The organism is Kineosporia sp. NBRC 101731 (assembly GCF_030269305.1).
Lineage (GTDB): Bacteria > Actinomycetota > Actinomycetes > Actinomycetales > Kineosporiaceae > Kineosporia.
This window is the reverse complement of record NZ_BSTC01000010.1, coordinates 17,064-34,107: the sequence shown is the minus strand read 5'-3', so window position 1 is coordinate 34,107 and position 17,044 is coordinate 17,064. Positions and strand designations below refer to the sequence as shown.

Annotated in this window: 15 protein-coding genes; 4 read left to right on the top strand and 11 right to left on the bottom strand. The window is 70.0% G+C overall.

Features of this window, described 5'->3' with window-relative positions; genetic code table 11:
- Positions 1-7: 7 nt before the first annotated feature.
- Genes QSK05_RS24520 through QSK05_RS24505 form a run of 4 tightly spaced genes read right to left on the bottom strand, consistent with a single transcriptional unit; the run spans position 8 to position 2,791 of the window.
- A complete protein-coding gene (locus QSK05_RS24520) occupies positions 8-577 on the bottom strand; it encodes an aromatic-ring-hydroxylating dioxygenase subunit beta (RefSeq protein WP_285599661.1) in 570 nt (189 codons plus the stop codon).
- Positions 574-1,911 carry an aromatic ring-hydroxylating oxygenase subunit alpha gene (locus QSK05_RS24515; RefSeq protein ID WP_285599660.1) on the bottom strand — a complete coding sequence of 446 codons (1,338 nt, stop codon included), beginning with the start codon at positions 1,909-1,911 and terminating at the stop codon, positions 574-576. The genes QSK05_RS24520 and QSK05_RS24515 overlap by 4 nt, the downstream gene beginning before the upstream one ends.
- A 39-nt stretch (positions 1,912-1,950) precedes the next feature.
- Positions 1,951-2,328, bottom strand: coding sequence for a nuclear transport factor 2 family protein (locus QSK05_RS24510; protein WP_285599659.1), 378 nt, complete (start codon positions 2,326-2,328; stop codon positions 1,951-1,953).
- 4 nt (positions 2,329-2,332) lie between these two features.
- Positions 2,333-2,791: a VOC family protein gene (locus QSK05_RS24505; RefSeq protein ID WP_285599658.1), complete on the bottom strand. Its 459-nt coding sequence runs from the start codon at positions 2,789-2,791 to the stop codon at positions 2,333-2,335.
- Between the two features lie 155 nt (positions 2,792-2,946).
- Between QSK05_RS24505 and QSK05_RS24500 the strand changes: the two genes are divergently transcribed.
- Entirely contained in the window at positions 2,947-3,981 is a 1,035-nt protein-coding gene (locus tag QSK05_RS24500; RefSeq protein WP_285599657.1) for an aldo/keto reductase, read from the top strand.
- Positions 3,982-3,993: 12 nt separating this feature from the next.
- Here QSK05_RS24500 and QSK05_RS24495 read toward each other — a convergent pair whose 3' ends face one another.
- The 7 genes from QSK05_RS24495 to QSK05_RS24465 all read right to left on the bottom strand — a co-directional run bounded on the left by QSK05_RS24495 (position 3,994) and on the right by QSK05_RS24465 (position 12,259).
- Positions 3,994-4,908: an ABC transporter permease gene (locus tag QSK05_RS24495; protein ID WP_285599656.1), complete on the bottom strand. Its 915-nt coding sequence runs from the start codon at positions 4,906-4,908 to the stop codon at positions 3,994-3,996.
- A 1-nt stretch (position 4,909) separates the two neighbouring features.
- A complete protein-coding gene (locus QSK05_RS24490) occupies positions 4,910-5,980 on the bottom strand; it encodes an ABC transporter permease (protein ID WP_285599655.1) in 1,071 nt (356 codons plus the stop codon).
- Complete coding sequence (locus tag QSK05_RS24485; RefSeq protein ID WP_285599654.1) at positions 5,977-7,479, bottom strand: ABC transporter ATP-binding protein; 1,503 nt, start codon at positions 7,477-7,479, stop codon at positions 5,977-5,979. Before QSK05_RS24485 ends, QSK05_RS24490 begins: the two co-directional genes overlap by 4 nt.
- Positions 7,476-8,558 (bottom strand): BMP family lipoprotein, encoded by a 1,083-nt coding sequence (locus QSK05_RS24480; RefSeq protein ID WP_285599653.1) that lies wholly within the window; start codon positions 8,556-8,558, stop codon positions 7,476-7,478. Before QSK05_RS24480 ends, QSK05_RS24485 begins: the two co-directional genes overlap by 4 nt.
- A 1-nt stretch (position 8,559) precedes the next feature.
- Positions 8,560-9,960 (bottom strand): amidohydrolase family protein, encoded by a 1,401-nt coding sequence (locus QSK05_RS24475; protein ID WP_285599652.1) that lies wholly within the window; start codon positions 9,958-9,960, stop codon positions 8,560-8,562.
- 62 nt (positions 9,961-10,022) lie between these two features.
- Positions 10,023-10,826, bottom strand: a complete 804-nt coding sequence (locus QSK05_RS24470) for a PucR family transcriptional regulator (protein WP_285599651.1) — start codon at positions 10,824-10,826, stop codon at positions 10,023-10,025.
- Positions 10,823-12,259, bottom strand: coding sequence for an aldehyde dehydrogenase family protein (locus QSK05_RS24465; protein ID WP_285599650.1), 1,437 nt, complete (start codon positions 12,257-12,259; stop codon positions 10,823-10,825). The genes QSK05_RS24470 and QSK05_RS24465 overlap by 4 nt, the downstream gene beginning before the upstream one ends.
- A 73-nt stretch (positions 12,260-12,332) precedes the next feature.
- On the opposite strand from QSK05_RS24465, the gene QSK05_RS24460 reads away from it, so the two are divergent.
- The 3 genes from QSK05_RS24460 to QSK05_RS24450 all read left to right on the top strand — a co-directional run bounded on the left by QSK05_RS24460 (position 12,333) and on the right by QSK05_RS24450 (position 17,042).
- Positions 12,333-13,421, top strand: a complete 1,089-nt coding sequence (locus QSK05_RS24460; protein WP_285599649.1) for an NAD(P)-dependent alcohol dehydrogenase — start codon at positions 12,333-12,335, stop codon at positions 13,419-13,421.
- 187 nt (positions 13,422-13,608) lie between these two features.
- Positions 13,609-15,777 (top strand): cytochrome P450/oxidoreductase, encoded by a 2,169-nt coding sequence (locus QSK05_RS24455; RefSeq protein ID WP_285599648.1) that lies wholly within the window; start codon positions 13,609-13,611, stop codon positions 15,775-15,777.
- Between the two features lie 146 nt (positions 15,778-15,923).
- Positions 15,924-17,042 (top strand): acetamidase/formamidase family protein, encoded by a 1,119-nt coding sequence (locus QSK05_RS24450; RefSeq protein ID WP_285599647.1) that lies wholly within the window; start codon positions 15,924-15,926, stop codon positions 17,040-17,042.
- Positions 17,043-17,044: the final 2 nt, after the last annotated feature.

Genomic DNA, 17,044 nt, shown 5'->3' with positions numbered 1-17,044 from the left:
GAGAGGACTAGAGAATGAAGCTGAGCCGGGCGCCGGCGGTGAGGACCTCGTGCCCGAGGATCGAGCGGCGCAGCCGGAACCGGAAACCGTCGTCGGCGGGAGCCAGCACGTGGTCGTAGCGGCCGACGTAGCTGTCGAAGCGGCCGTCGCGGGCGCGGTGCACCACGAACGACGCGGTGACCCGCAGGCAGTGGCTGAGATCGCCGAAGTCCCGGGCCGTGACGGCCACGTCGGTGGACACGGGGCCGACCCGCAGCGGCGCCGCCGGGTCGGTGATGGCGTGCAGCCGGACGTTCGAGACCAGGCGGTGCGTGCGGGAATGCGGGTTCTCGGCGTGCGCCTTGCGGGATTTCAGCCGCTTCACCCGCGCCTTGATCAGGTCCCAGTCGTCCGTGACGAACGAGCCGGACCCCAGGGGCGACCAGCCGCGGAAGTCCGTGGTCGGCACCTCGAAGCGGGCCCCGGGCTCGAAGAGCGCCAGCCACGCGTCGTAGTCCCAGGCGTCGAGGATGTCGGCCTCGGCGTACAGCCAGTCCTCCACGTCGGAACGCTTCACGGTGTCCAGGACCGCGCTCACCGGACGTCCCGCCCGGTCACGAAACTCTGCGGACGCGGGCCGGTGACCGACCAGCGTCCCGGTTCCACCGCGTCCACCCAGTGCCGCCAGAAGCCGCGCATGGCCCCCTCGTCGATCGATCGTCCCTGGACGCCCTTGATCTCGTCGGCCATCCCGCGTGACATGTCGCTGACGTCGATCTCACCGCCGCCGGCGGTGGCCTCGATGCCGCGCTGCACGGCCTCGTACGCCTCGATGTCGTCCGGCGTGGCCAGCCCTCCCGGCCCGACGAAGCTGACCACCGTGCGCATGCGCAGTGCCCGGGCGTCCGGATCCTCCTCGCGCGGCACCAGTTGCCAGGCGCGCACGTCGGTGACGCCGGGCGACACCGGCTCGAGCTGCCGGATCGAGAGGCCCTCGATGTCGAACAGCAGCAGGTTCGGCCAGACGTAGAGAATGTGGCTCTCGTCGGCCACGTGGTGCGCCCGCTCCGCACCCAGCCGCTGCACCATCTCGGCCCGGTGCGCAGCGGTGCGCACCCGCTCGTCCTCACCGAACCGGGGCTCCCAGAGCATGCTGATGCGCCCGCCGTGACCGGTGAGAACCAGCAACAGATGGCCGTTCTGGAGGGTGTACGCATACTGGTCGTCATCCGTGACCGCAAAACCGCTCTCGCGCAGGTACCCGACGAACGTGTTGTGGGTCGGTGCGAAGTGGTAACCGTCCATCGCGTTCTCCACCGCGAGTTTCCAGTTGCCACGCACCGAGTACAGCTGCGTGCCGGGCAGGGTCCTCATGCCGCCGGCGTGCTGCTGCTCGATCATGGTCAGGTAGTCGGCGGCGTCGCCCAGATGCTCCAGCAGCGGCGGCACGTCGGGCGTGAACGCGACGAAGACGTAGCCCTCGTGCATCTCCAGCCGGGCCACCGACCGCAGCGCCATCGACGCCCGGAACGCCTCGTCCCGGTGGTAGGCGTCAGCACCCGGGATCGAGGAGACCGCACCGTCCGAGCGAAAGGTCCAGGCGTGGTAGAAGCAGGCGAAATGCTTGGCATTCCCCTGGTTCTCGCGACAGACCACGGTTCCGCGGTGCGGGCAGGAGTTGAGGAACGCGTGGATCTCGCCCTCCCCGTCGCGCACGAAGATCAGAGGACGACCCGCGAGCGTGCGCACCGTGAAGTCATGGGGGTTCGGGATTTCGGTCTCGTGGCCGAGATACAGCCAGTTCCGGGCCCAGACCCGGTCCCGCTCGGCGTCGAACAAGGCCTGGGAGCGGTAGGCCTCGCGATGCACGCGGAAGGTCTGCTCGTCCCAGTTCTCGGTCACCAGGGCCGTGGGAGGTGGAAGGTGAGCCATGCGCCGGGACCTCTCTCGGTCGTGCGGGCGAGGGATGCGTTACGGGTGGAACGCTGCGATCTGACGGCCGACCTCGCCGGAGTCCCAGTAGTCGGTGCGGCGGCCGATCAGGCCCTCCGGCGTCAGCACGAACACGAAGGCGCCGCGGACACTCACCGGCGCACCGGAGGAGGGCCGGTGCCGGAACGACATCCGGTAGGGCACGGCCACCTGCGCACCGTCGGAGATGATGCTCTCGGCCCGGTAGCGCAGCCCGTCGAAATCCTGGAGGAAGCCCGGGAGGGCAGCCGCGTACGCGGCCTTCCCGAACCGGCTCACCGCGTCCACGGCGGTGTGCTCGTTGACGAAATCCTCGGCCACGCAGGCGAGCACCGCCTCGACGTCGGCGGCGTTCAGCGCGGCCAGGTAGGCGCGCACGACCTCACTCAGCGCCGGGCCCCCACAGCTTGCGCACCAGCTCGAACACCTTCTGGTTGTGGGAGATCTCGATGACGTTGCCGTCCGGGTCCTTGAACGCGCAGATGTAGCCGACCGGGCCGGGCATGTCGCGGGGTTCCCAGTGCAGACACCCCTTCTCCCGCGCCCGCTCGGCCATCGCGTCGACGTCGGAGCGCTCCGGCACCTCGATACCGATGTGAGCGAACGGCGTGAGCAGACCCAGCTGCCCGCCCCGGTCCTGGTTGAACGAGACCAGCACGAGCACCATCGGGGTGTCGACCTGCTGGTCGTTGGACAGCCAGGCACTCTCACCGGCGTCGTCGGAGAACCGCTCGACCACCACCAGGGGCGTGAGCGAGGTGTAGAACTCGATGGCCGCGTCCAGATTCCCGGTGGGCAGGGCCACATGGGTCCAGCGGGGTGAGGTGAGGGGTGAGGACATGGTTCGAGGCTAGAACGCCCCGGGCACGTCGTCCATGTGCTCCGGGCACGAGGAGACACCGCCCGGCGCTGTTTCCGGATTCTCTGGCCGTGACCCTGGGGCACATGAAAGCATCGCCCGGAAGAAGGTTTCCGCCCCGATCGAGGAGTTGCCCCATGCAATACCGCACCCTGGGCCGCACCGGTGTCGAGGTGAGCACCCTGTGCCTGGGCACCATGATGTTCGGCGCCTGGGGCAACCCGGACGAGGCCGCCTGTCACCGGATGGTCCACGCCGCGCTGGATGCCGGCGTGAACTTCGTGGACACCGCCGACGTCTACGCGTTCGGCGAGTCCGAGGAGATCCTCGGCCGGGCCCTGGCCGGGCGCCGCGACAGCGTGGTGCTGGCCACCAAGGGGCACAACGCGATGCCGGGCGACCCGCTCGACCGCAACCGCCGCGGCAACTCCCGGGTCTGGATCACCCGGGCGGTCGAGGCCAGCCTGCGCCGGCTGGGCACCGACCACCTCGACCTCTACCAGATACACCGCCCCGACCCGTCCACCGACATCGACGAGACCCTGGGCGTTCTCAGCGATCTGGTGCGCCAGGGCAAGATCCGGGCGATCGGCACCTCCAGCTTTCCGGCCGAACAGCTGGTCGAGGCGCAGTGGGTCGCGCAGGACCGGCACCGCGAACGGTTCGCCACCGAGCAGCTGTCGTACTCGGTGCTGGCCCGGCACGGTGAGGCCGCCGTACTGCCCACGGCCCTGCGTCACCGGCTCGGGGTGCTGGTCTGGAGCCCGCTGAACGGTGGGTGGCTGACCGGGAAGTACCGCGCCGGGCAACAGCCGGCGCCGGACTCACGGGCGCTGCGCGAGAAAGACCATTTCGACTTCGCCGAGACCTCGATGCGCGACCGTAAACTGGCCCTGGTCGAGCAGCTCGCCGCGATCGCCGACGGGGCCGGCCTGTCGCTGATCCACCTGGCTCTCGGCTTCGTGCTGAACCACCCGGCCGTGACCAGCGCGATCATGGGGCCGCGCACCGAGGAGCAGCTCCTGGGCCAGCTGGCAGCGGGCGACGTGACGCTCTCCCCCGATGTCCTGGACGCGATCGACCAGGTGATCGCTCCGGGGACGGTGATCAACCCGGCCGACATCGGCTACGAGCCGCCGGCCCTCACCGACGCGTCGCAGCGCCGCCGCTGAGGTGACGCCCTCTCACCCCGACCCCCGCTCGAAGGGTTGTCCCAGGGCCCTCGGCTCGCGGGAGGTGGCGACGAAGGCCAGCATGGCGACCAGGGCCAGCAGGTACGGCGCCGCCGCGAGGAACTGCGAGTTCAGGGTCACCCCCAGCGCCGGCAGGGCCAGGCGCAGGGCGTCGGCCAGGCCGAACAAGGCACAGCCGAGCAGGGTGCGCCCCAGCCGCCAGGCCCCGAAGATCACCGCCGCGATGACGATGTAGCCCCGCCCGGCCGTCATGTTCTGGCTGAACGAACCCACCTCTCCCACGGCCAGGTGGGCCCCGCCGAGGCCGGCCAGAGCACCGCACCAGAGCATGGCCTGCCGCCGGCGCCGGTTCACGTGGATGCCGGTGACATCGGCGGCCGCCGGGTTCTCGCCCACCGCCCGCAGCTCCAGCCCCCAGCGACTGCGCGCGACCAGCCACCAGGTCAGGGGAATCAGCACCAGCAGCAGGTACACCGGCCAGCGCTCGACGAACAGCGGGGCACCGATCACCGGGATGTCACTCAGCACCGGCACCCGCACCTGCGCCACCTGATGCCCCACATACGTGCTGGTGGCGATGAAGTAGCTGGTCAGACCGAGCACCAGGGTGTTCAGGGCGAGTCCCACCACGAACGTGTTGATCTCCGCGTGGTGCGAGAGGCCGGCGTGCACGAAGGCTATGAGCGCCCCGATCAGCACCCCCGCGAGCAGCCCGGCGGTCGCACTGCCCGTCGCGGCGGCCGTGGCGATCGACCCGAAGGCCGCGCCGAGCATCATGGCCTCCACCGAGATGTTCAGGCACCCGGCGCGTTCGGCCACGTACTCACCGAGCGCGGCGAACGCCAGGGGCGTGGCCAGCCGTACCCCGCTGGACAGGATGATTTCCGTGTCGAAGGCCAGGCTCATGTCAGACCTCCACCGCAACAGGACTTCTCCGCACCGGCAACGCCAGCCGGGAGGCCAGGACCGGCGGGACCACCAGCGCCAGCACGAGCAGCGACTTCACCACGTCGACGAGGTAGAAGGGCACGCCGGTGGCGGACAGGAAGCCGCCCCCGGCCCGCAGCACCCCGAACAACAGCGCGACGGGGGCACACAGCCAGGGCCGGTTCCGGGCGACCAGCGCCACGAGCAGACCGTCCCAGCCGACGTTCGCCGACATCCCCGGTTGCAGCCGGTAGGTGCCGATCGGTCCGGCCAGCATCAGCGCCCCGGCGAGCCCGGAGAACGCGCCGGACACGACCAGGGCCAGCGAGGTGACCAGCCCGATGCGCACCCCCGCGTGCTGGGCCGCCGCCGGGCTCAACCCGGTGAGGTTCAGCCGGAAACCCCAGCGGGTGCGGGCCAGACCGATCGCCACGGCCGCCATCAGCACCACGGCCAGAACGAGCCCGAGATTGACCATGACGTGCGGGTACTCACCGAACGAGGGCAACCGGGCGTTCAGCGGCAGCTGGTTGGACTGCGGCGCCACCACGGCCTTGTCGCCCTTGGACTGCTGGAGGAACCAGGCCTGCCCCACCGAGAACGCGATCAGCTGCTGCGCCACGAACACCATCAGCAGGGTGCTCACCACGATGTTCACACCGCGCCAGCGGTACATCAGCGAACTCAGCCAGGCCCAGAACGCTCCCCCGGCCGCCGCCGCGAGCAGCACCACGACCAGCAACAGCACGCCGGGCAGGGCCAGGCGCAGCGCGCACCAGGCCCCGGCGAAGCAGCCGATGAGCACCTGCCCCTCCTGGCCGATGTTGAATACCCCGGCCCGGGTGGACACGCAGGTCCCGAGCGCCACCAGCAACAGCGGCGCGGTGTAGAGCAGCGTGGAGGTGAGGGCCGGGCCGTCGGCCAGGCTACCGTCGAAGAGTGCCCGCAGCGCGGCGTCCGGGGAGTAACCGGTCAGCACGATCAGCAGACCCGACAGCACGAGCGCGGCGGCCAGGCTGAAACAGGTTCCGGCCAGGGTGAGGCGGCTCATGCGGCCATCCCGCCCACGAGCAGCCCGAGCCGCTCGGTCGTTGCCTCCGCGGTGGTCAGCTCGCCGGTGATACGCCCGCGCGACATCACGACGATGCGGGAGGCCAGGGCCATCACCTCCTCCAGTTCGGTGGAGATCAGCAGCACCGCCACCCCCTGCGCGGCCACCGCCCGCAGGCGTTCGTACATCTCCTCGATGGCGCCGACGTCGAGCCCGTGGGTGGGCTGCGCGGCCACGAGCACCTTCGGTCGCGCGGACAGTTCCCGGGCCAGCACCACGCGTTGCTGGTTGCCGCCCGACAGCGTACGGACGAGGGTGTCGGGAGAGGGGGTACGGATACCGAAGTCGTCGATCAGTTGCTGGGCGCGACGTCTCATGGCGGGGCGGTCGAGCAGGCCGGTGCGGCCACTGAACCCGTCCAGGGTCTTCATCAGCAGGTTGTCGGTGACGCTGAGGTCGAGCACGACGCCGCAGTGGTGCCGGTCCTCGGGAATAACCCCCAGTGGAGCGCCTTTTCCCAGCGGTTTCCCGTCGATCTCCACCGTTCCGGCCCGCGGCCGCAAGAGGCCGGCCAGCACCCGCCCGAGCTCGGTCTGCCCGTTGCCCTCCACTCCGTACACCCCGACGATCTCGCCCGGCGCCACCCTCAGGTCGAGGGGCCCCAGGGCCGGGTCGGCCCGTAGTCCGGTCAGTCTCAGGGCGGGGGTCCGGTCGGTGGTGGCGCCGACGGTGGACGAGGAACCCGTCAGCATCCCCAGCGCCGCTCCCTCCGCCAGGAGGGACACGTCGCGGCCGACCATCTCCCGGGCCAGTTCGGCCGGACCGGTGGAGGCCGTGGCCCCGTGGAACCGCACCCGGCCCCGACGCAGCACCGTCACCTGGTCGGTGGCCGCCATGATCTCACCGAGCTTGTGGCTGATGAGCACCACGGCCCGGTTCTGGGTCGTCGTCACCGCCCGCAGCACCCCGAACAGTTCCGCCGACTCCGCCTGTGTGAGCACGGAGGTGGGTTCATCGAGCACCAGCACGGAAGGGTTGCGCCGCAGGCACTTCACCAGTTCGACCCGCTGCCGGAGCCCGGGTGACAGGTCTGCCACCCGGGCTCGCGGATCGATCGGCAGCCCGTACTCGGCGGCCACCCGTTCCACATCGGCGCAGGCGGCCCGCCGGTCGATGCGGCCGGTGTCACCCAGGATCACGTTCTCCCAGACGGTCAGCGGCTCGATCAGGCTGAAGTGCTGGTGCACCATGCCCAGACCGAGCTTCGCCGCGGCCTGTGGGTCGGAGATCTCGGTGGGCACGCCCCGCAGCGAGATCGTGCCGGCGTCGCGGTGCACGAGGCCGAGCAGGATCTTCATCAGCGTGGACTTGCCCGCACCGTTCTCACCCAGCAGGCCGTGGATCTCACCACCGTTGACCGTGAGATCCACCGCGTCGCAGGCCAGAACGCTGCCGTATCGCTTGCTGACCCCGGAGACCTCCAGCGCCGCAGGGTTCATCCGAGCTTCGCCACTTCGGCGTCGGCGTCGATCTCGCCGCTGCCCATCTTCTTCATCAGGTCGTCGACCTTCGCCTGCTGTTCCGGCGTGGCGTCGCAGAGCTTGACGGTCGGGTACGGGTCGATGCCCATCTTCCAGACCTTCTCCACGCCCATCACGAGCTTGCCGTCGGCGAACTCCTCCAGGCCGGCGGTCAGGTAGTCGCCCGGACTGAAGATCACCGAGATGTCGTACGTCGGCGCGGTGGAGTCGCAACGGTCGGTGCCCGGGGTCAGCACGGCGACGCCGGCCGAGTTCGCCAGCTCGGCCACGGCGTCGGTGGCGCCACCCAGGTACGGGTAGGTGATGCTGACCCCCTGACTGATCTGAGCCTGCGCCGATTCCCGGCCCTTGGCCGGATCGTTCGCGTCACCGTTGTAGGTGACACTGACCTGCGCGTCGGGTACCACCATCTTGATGCCCGCCTCGTAGGCCTTCGCGGCCTCGACGCTGTAGTCGGCCTCCGGCCCGGCGATGAAGCCGGCCTTCGTGGACTTCTTGTCCTGCAGCACCAGACCGGCCGCGTACCCCGCCGCGAGCATGTCCTGCGAGGGGTTGTCGGAGCTCAGGAAGATCTCCGGGGTCTGGTCGACGTTCTCGGAGCTGGGCACGTACCAGGCCGTTTTCGAGCACACCGCCTCGGTCGAGGCGGGGATCGCGTCCGACAGTTCCGAGGCGCCCAGCGCGACCAGGTCGACCTTCTGCTGACACAGCGCCCGGGCCGCGTTGAGTGCGTCGGTCGGAGCGACGCTCCCTCGGCTGATCACCTTCCAGCCCTGGTCCTTCGCGAAGGTGTCGGCGGCGTCGACGAAGCTCTGGTAGTAACCCTTGTCGTGGATGTCGCCGGGGCTGAGAACCCCGATCACGACCTTCCCGTCCCCGTTCACGTCCGGTTCCCCGGCGGGCACCGTGCCCTGGGTCGCGGCCGCCGACGACGGTGCCGTGGAGGCCGTCTCGTCGTTGCTGGCGCAGGAGGTCAGTGACACCCCGGCCGCCACGGCCGCGGTGCCCGCCATCAGGCGCAGAGAAAAAGTCTTCATGTCAGGACCCTTCAGAGATTGACATACCTGCCCGGGACAGCAGCGCACCCTGACGGGCCGCGGCGTGGACACGGAGTTCGGGGAGATCGACGAACAGGGGACGCCGGTCGCGGACCACGACCCGGCCCGCCACGACGACGTCGCGGACCGTGTCGGAGACGGCACCCCAGACCAGTTGACGGGCCAGCGCGGGAAACCCGGTGGCCCGGGGGATCCAGCCCGGACGGGAGGTGTCGAGCAGGACCAGATCGCCCGCGAACCCGACCCGGATCGCCCCCAGCTCCTGACCGGCCCCGATGGCCTCGGCGCCGGAGACGGTGGCCAGGGCCAGCACGTCGGCGGCACGCAACGGTGGCTCGGTGCCACGGTCACGCTCCAGCCCGGCGAGCAACTGGGCGGCCCGCAGCACGTCGGGTGCGTCGCCGGCGTTGTGCGAGTCGCACCCCAGGGCCAGACGGCCTCCCCGGTGCACGAACTCGGCGTAGCGCCCGGCCCGGCCCACACCCTGGCCGAGCCGCAGGTAGGCACCCGGGCAGGCCGCGAGGGCGGTGCCGGTGCTCAGCAGCGCCTCCAGCTCGGCACCCTCCAGCCAGACCCCGTGCCCGATCAGCAGCCGAGGACCGAGCGCACCGATCCGCAGCAGATGCTCGACCGGGCGCACGCCGGTGCGACGCAGATAGGACCGGGCATCGTCCGGTCCCGGCGAAAGATGCCAGGTGACAGTGGTATCCAACTCCTCGGCGAGTTTCAGGGCCCCCTGGAACAGCTCGTCACTGACCAGGTCGTGCCCCACCAGGGTGACCCAGCCAGTCACCAGGCCGCTCGGATCGCTTAGTGCAGCAACGGTTTCCCGCTGCGCGGCGAGTACTTCGCCCGCCGGTGCCGAGAACGGCAGCCCTTGCGCGTCCCAGCCCCAGCCACCGACGCGACCCCGGATCCCGGCCTTCCTCAGCCCCTGCGCCACCCGCAGCGGATGAGCGACGGTGCCCGGTTCCAGCACGGTGGTGACACCACGGGTCAGGCAGTCGACGGCGGTGATCGTGGCGGCGAGCTCGTCGTCGTCTCCGTCGGCGTGCTGGTGCAGCGGTACGGCCCAGTTGTAAATGGCTGCATGCGAAGGAATGTCGTCGGGAATCAGGCTACGGACCAGCGGATCGACCGTGGTGTGCTGGTGCGCGTCGATCAGGCCGGGGATCACGACGGTGCCGGTCGCGTCGAGCTCCTGCGCCCCCGGGAACCGCTCGCGCACCTCCCGCGCCGGCCCCAGGGCCACGATGATGCCGTCGGCGACGGCGACGCTCGTGTTCTCCAGAACGCGCCGTTCCTCGTCCATCGTGACCACGTCGCCACCCGTCACCAGGAGAACGGGGACCACCTCGCGCGGTGCGTCGACGGTTGGCATAGCGACATGGTTGCCCCGGTATGCCCGGGTGTCAACGCTGCACAGGAACTCGTCATCGGCCGTCACGTCGGCGAAACACCCGCCGGAACACCGCTCACCGCAAGGATTTGACGTGATCGAACGATCTCACCCGCGAGCAGTGCAGCAGACAGTGCGGGTGCGAGTGCCGGGTCGAGCGGGTCGTACCCGAGCAGCCGCCGGATGCTGGCCACCCGGTAGCCGACCGAATTGCGGTGCAGGTGAAGGCGCTCGGACACCACCCGCCGGCTCCCCCCGGAATCCAGCCAGGCGGCCAGGGTCTCGAGCAGGTCGGGGCGATCCAGCAGAGGACGCAGGTGGTCACCGGCGAATTCCTCGAGCCGGCCGGCGGGCACCCCGACGAGCAGCTGGGCCAGCCCGGCGTGACTGTAGGGCATCTCCCGGGTGCGGTCCCGCGACCGGCACAGCCTCAGCAGCCGGTCGGCCTCGTCGAACGAGGTCCGGGTCTGTTCCACCCCGTGGGCCACCGGCCCACTGGCGGCCAGCACGTCGTCGGCGGCCCCAGACGTCCCCAATTGGGTTCTGATCTGACGCAGTTCGGCCGTGTCGTCAGATCCGGGAACGAGAGTCCAGGCGTATCGACCCTCTCGCGAGACCGGGCGGCCGAGCCGGCTCAGGGCACCCGCCCAGCGGGCCGGGGCCGGGCCGTCGTAGTACAGCGCGATCGCGCGGTGCGGACGGCGCAGGTCCCAGCCCAGCCGGGATGCCGGGCCGGCCAGATCCGCCAGATCCGCCAGATCGGCCAGATCCGCGAGATCGGCAGGGGCGTCGAGGACGCCCCGCAGACCGTCGATGAGCACGTCACCGGCCGGCAGGGTGTCCGTCACGGGCCCAGCAACCTGATCGCCACAGCCTTCTCCTGGGTGTATTCACGCATCGCCGCATAACCTCCACCTGCGCTGAAACCGCTGTCGCGCTGCATGTTGAACGGGAAGCCGATCACCCCGGCGTCGTGGAACTGGTTCACCGCCACCTGACCGGCCCGGGTGCGCCGGGCCAGCCGCAGGGCCTTCGAGATGTCACCGGTCCACAGACACGCCAGCAGACCGAAGTCGGTGGCGTTGGCGTACTGCACGGCCTGGTCGAAGCCGGTGAACGTCTGCACCGCCAGCACCGGCCCGAAGATCTCCTCCCGGGCCAGCCGCAGGTCCGGGGTGACCTGGTCGAACACCGTGGGCTCGATGAACCAGCCGTCCCCGGTGCGCCCTCCGGTCACCAGCCGGGCCTGGGGATCCTGGAGGAACCCGGCCACCCGGTCGTGCTGCGCCTGACTGACCAGGGGCCCCATGTCGAGGTCTTCCTCCCAGGTGCCGAGCCGGACGGCGGCCATCAGCTCCTCCAGGCGCTCGACCACCTCGTCGTGGATCGACGACTCCACCACCAGGCGCGACCCGGCGTAACAGTTCTGCCCGGCGTTCTCGGTGATCGAGGCGACGATCGCGGGCAGCGCCACGTCCAGGTCGGCGTCGGCGAACAGCACGTTCGGCGACTTGCCGCCCAGTTCCAGCTTCACCGGCACCAGGTGTGTGGCGGCGCCGGCCATCACCGCGCGGCCGGTGCCCGTGGAGCCGACGAAGCTGATGTGGTCGATGTCGGGATGACCGGTCAGTGCCACGCCGGCCGTCGCGCCCTCACCGGTGACCAGATTGAGGACGCCCGCCGGCAGTCCGGCGCGCACGGCCAGGTCGGCGAGGGCGAGCGTCACCAGCGGCGCCACCTCGGAGGGTTTGAGCACCACGGTGTTGCCGGCGGCCAGGGCCGGGGCGACGTTCGCCGCGGTGAGGACGGCCGGCACGTTCCACGGGATCAGGACCGCGCAGACGCCGAACGGCTCGCGCAGGGTCAGGCCCAGGTAGTCGGGGTCGCGGGTCGGCAGGGTGACACCGGTGAGCTTGTCGGCAGCCCCGGCGAAGTAGGCGATGATGCCCTGCGCGATCCAGATGTTCATCCGGCCGCCCGACAAGGGCTTGCCCACGTCGCGGGCCTCCAGGGCGGCCAGCTCCTCGACGTGGTCACCGATGAGGGCGGCCCACCGTCCGAGCAGGGCCCCACGGTCGGACGGGTTCATCGCCGCCCAGCCCGGCGCAGCGGTGCGCGCGGCGGCGACAGCCGCGTCGACATCGCTCGCACCGCCGTTCGCGATGACGTGAAAAGCTTTGTGCGTCGCCGGATCAACGACGTCCAACGTGCCCCGGTGCCGGGCGGGGACCCATCCGCCGTCGATGAGGTGTCGTGCCTGCGGGACCTCGAGAGTCGGCATGGGGGCATCCTTGACCGGGCTCGTTTCAAAGGTCAAGATGCGATCTCGCTTTGTGACGCAGAAAGGCGTGCTGATGCGCATCACCGCAGCCCTGCTCGAAAAGCCCTCTTCTCCTTTCAGAATCACTGACGTCGAACTCTCCGCCCCAGGTCCGGACGAGGTTCTGGTCCGCGTCGTCGCCGTCGGGATCTGCGGAACCGATCTGGAGTTCGCGAATTTCTTCCCCACGCCCGCGCTTCTCGGCCACGAGGGATCGGGGGTGGTCGAGGCGGTCGGTTCCCGGGTCACCGATCTGGCGCCGGGCGATCGGGTGGCGATGTCGTTCACCTCGTGCGGCACGTGTTCCAGTTGCCGGCACGGGGCCCCCGCCTACTGCCGTTCCTTCGACGCCCTGAACTTCTCCGGGCGCCGGGCCGACGGCTCCACCGCGGTGACCTTCGCAGGTCAGGACGTGAATGCACATTTCCTGGGCCAGTCCTCGTTCGCCAGCCACGTGGTGGCGCCGGTGCGGGCGGTGGTGCGGCTGCGTCCCGATGCCGACCTCGATCTCGCAGGGCCTTTCGGTTGCGGGTTCCAGACCGGCGCCGGGGGTGTGCTGAACGTGCTGAAACCGGCCGTGGGCAGCAGCATCGCCGTGTTCGGCGCGGGTGCGGTGGGCACCGCGGCGGTCATCGCGGCCTCGTTGTCAGGCTGTTCACCGATCGTCGCGGTAGACATCGACGCCCGCCGTCTCGAGGCCGCCCGGGTGGCCGGTGCGACGGCTGTCGTGGATGCGTCCGCTGGCGATGCCGCGGGGGCCCTGCGCGACATCGTGCCTGGTGGGCTGGACTTCGCCATGGACACGACGGGGCACGAGAAGGTGCTGCGCACAGCGGTCGAGGCACTGGGCCCGCTCGGGCACGCCGGGGTGATCGGCATCGGGCCGAGCGAGTCGATGAGTTTCGAGTGGCGCAGCGTTCTCAACGGGCGCTCCATCACCGGCATCATCGCCGGTGCCTCGGTGCCCCAGACCTTCATCCCCCAGCTCCTCGACCTGCACGCCGCCGGCCGTTTCCCCGTCGACCCGCTGATCACCTCCTTCTGCTTCGAGGAGATCAACGAGGCGGTGAATGCCCTGAGAAACGGCGAGGTGACCAAGGCGGTCCTGCGCCTGCCCCGATGACTCCCCGACGTCCCCGCAGGTCAGGCCTCCTTCGAAACGATTTCGAAACGACCGCGACGCCCGGCGAAAATATGCCTCCAACAGGTTGTTTCGACGCACGTCAGATCATATGGTGGGCATCACCACGAGGTACGTCCCGGTGGCGCGGCCGGGGAACACCGCGCACACGACACGCTGGAGCGTGCCCATGTCCCATCTCCCCGTGGCTCCGTTCGACCATCACAGCGACCTCGCGAACGAGGATCCCGTTGCCTACTACGCGGGATTCCGGGAGAGCTGTCCGGTCGGGCGCACCACCGCACACGGCGGTTTCGTCTACACCACGACCTATGCGGACGTCGTGAGAACCGCACGGGACGATGCCACCTTCTCCTCCTCCCGGGACGCCGATCCCGCCGGTGACGGCACGGTCATCGTGATTCCCCGGGGCGCGGGCCTGGAGCAGTACCCGATCGAGCTCGACCCGCCCCGCTCCACGCTGTACCGCGATCTGATCGAGCCGCTGCTCAGTCCCGCCGCGGTGGCCCGGCTACGGCCGATGATCGCGCGGCACACCGCACGGGTGATGGACGCGTTCATCGAGGCCGGATCCGCCGACCTCGTCGGCGATCTCACCAACCCCCTTCCGGCCGCGGTAACCCTTGACTGGCTCGGATTTCCCGAAGACGACTGGCCCCGCCTGGCCGGGCCGATCCATGACATCTTCGCGGCCCGGGCCGGTAGTGAACGGGCCGCGCGGGGCGCCGCCGGACTCGCCTTCATGGACCAGCGCATCCGCGAGCTCATCCGATCGCGCCGTGAGACACCTTGCGACGACGCGGTCTCCACCCTCGCCGGCGCCCGACGGCCCGACGGGAACCCTTTCGGTGACGACGAACTGGTCTCCGTGATCGGCCTTCTCGTGGCCGGCGGGGTCGACACCACCACCTCTCTGACCGGATCGACCCTGGTGCACCTGGCCCGCCACCCGCACGACCGGGCCCGCCTGCGCGAGCATCCAGACCTCCTCACGAGTGCCACCGAGGAGTTCCTGCGCGCTTTCGCCCCGTCGCAATCGATGGCCCGCACCGCCACCACCGACACCTCCATCGGCGGCTGCCCGGTGAAACACGGCGACCGCGTGCTGATTCCCTGGGTGGCAGCCAATTACGACCCGGCGGTCTTCGAGGCGCCGGACGAGATCCGGCTCGACCGGGACGCCCGCCGTCACCTGAGTTTCGGCATCGGCACCCACCGCTGTGTGGGCGCCCACCTGGCCCGGGCCATGTTCACCGAGATGATCGGTCAGGTGCTCACCCGGCTGGGCGACTACACGATCGACGAGGCCGGACTGCAGGAGTACCCGACCAAGGGCAACCAGGTCGGCTGGGACGCGATCCCGGCCCGCTTCACCCCCGGCCGGCCCTTCACGGTCACCCCGGACACGCTCACCGTCGGCGCGGTCGAGGAGATCGCGCGGGACATTCTCTCGGTCGAGTTCACCGCTCCCGACGGCTGCGCCCTGCCACCCTGGGAACCCGGTGCCCACCTCGAGATCGTGCTGCCCAGTGGCCAGTTGAGGCAGTACTCGCTCTGCGGTGACCCGGCGGACCTTTCCCGGTACCGGATCGCCGTGCTGCGGGAAGACGAGGGCCGCGGCGGCTCCCTGGAGCTGCACCACATCGCTACCCCGGGTCTCGTCGTGGGATTCCGTCCACCCCGCAACCACTTTCCCCTGTCCGAGGCACCGTCGTACCTCTTCCTGGCCGGGGGCATCGGCATCACTCCCCTGCTGCCGATGATTCACCACGCGGCCTCGACCGGCCGGACGTTCCGTGTGGTCTACGGCGGACGCCGGCGTGCCGGCATGGCCTTCGTCGCCGAGCTGGAAGACCTGGGCGGACTCACGGTCGTGCCGTACGAGGAATCCGGTTACCCGGACTTCGCCCGGCACGTGCAGGGCCTGCCGGAGGGCACCGCGGTCTACGCCTGCGGCTCCCCGAGCATGCTCACCGCGGTCGAGACGGCCTGCGCTGCACATGGTCTCGCTCTGTACACGGAACGTTTCACGGCCCCCGACGTCGACACTCTCGGCGACCCGGCCACCAACCCCCCGTTCGAGGTGATCCTGAGCCGCACCGGCACCCGCCTGCCCGTGCCCCCGGATCAGCGACTCATCGAGGTGGTCCGCCAGGCCCGCCCGAACCTGGCCTACGACTGTGAGAAGGGCTACTGCGGAGCCTGCGAGACCCGCGTCCTGTCCGGCATTCCCGAGCACCGCGACAGCCTGCTGACGCCGGCCGAGCGCGAGGCCGGCGCAACGATGATGATCTGCATCAGCCGCTGCGCCGAGGGCCCCCTAGTGCTCGACCTCTGAGGCCGCACCCCCCAAGAGACCTTCCGTGATCATGCAAAACCTCCCCCGAGTTCTAGAACTGTCGCGTCCAGAGTTCTAGAACTTCGGGGAGGTTCTGCATGATCACGAACAGAGAAGTTGGCCACCCACTCCGAGGAGTCGCGTCCGTGACTGCCCTACCCTCTGACCGGGCAAGCTTTCCCGTGCTCCAGCCCGGCGCCCACACCGACGGCGCCTACCTGAATTCGTTACCCGAGAACGTTTTCTGGGGACGGCTGCCCTGTCAGGACGACACGCCCAGAGCGGCCGTGAACCCAGGTGAGGTCATCACCGTCGACACCCTCAGCCATGAAGGGGTGCTGGAGGATCAGGGGCGGGAACCGGAGGAGTTCTTCGGGCGCTTCGGGATCGACCGGGCCGAGGTGCTGGACGACGCCCGGGCCGTAGCCGCTTCCGGCCTGGCCCACGACTTCTGGGACGACGGGCCGCACGTGGTCACCGGCCCGGTCGCCGTGCGCGGCGCGCGGCCGGGTGACCTCCTGGCCATCACCGTCCTGGCCCTCACCCCCCGCGTCGGGTACGGAATGGTCAGCGCCCGTCACGGTTTCGGCGCGCTGCCCGGGGAGATGCCGGTGCCGGGTGTGACCGATCCCGTCACCACGTTCGCCACCGCCGTACCGGGTCACCGAGCGGGTACCGGGGTGATGGCCGTCGACCGGGACAACCCCGACCGGGGCCGGATCACGTTCCCCCTCAGTCCTTTCCTCGGGGTGATGGGTGTCGCGACGCCGGGTTCACAGCGGCTGCACTCGGTGCCGCCGGGCCGTCACGGGGGCAACATCGACGTGAACCTGCTCGGCGTCGGTTCCACGTTCTACCTACCGGTCCAGGTGCCTGACGCGCTGGCCTACTTCGGTGATCCGCACTTCGCGCAGGGCGACGGCGAGGTGGCGCTGACCGCCTTCGAGGCCTCGCTGCGGGCCACCGTGAGACTCGACCTGATCCCTGGTGGTGCCACGCGGCGCCCGGGCGGCACGCCGCGCCCGTTCGCCGAGACCGACGACCTGCTGATCCCGATCGGGATGGACGAAGACCTCGACGAGGCGATGAAAGACGCCGTCCGGTGCGCCCTCGACCTGCTCGCCACCGATTACGGCATCGAACGCCATCTGGCCATGGCCTATCTCAGCGCGGCCGGCGACTTCTCGGTGAGCCAGGTGGTCGACGCCACCAAGGGCGTGCACGGAAAGATCCGCAAGGCCGACCTGCGGGAGGTCAGGCGCTGAGG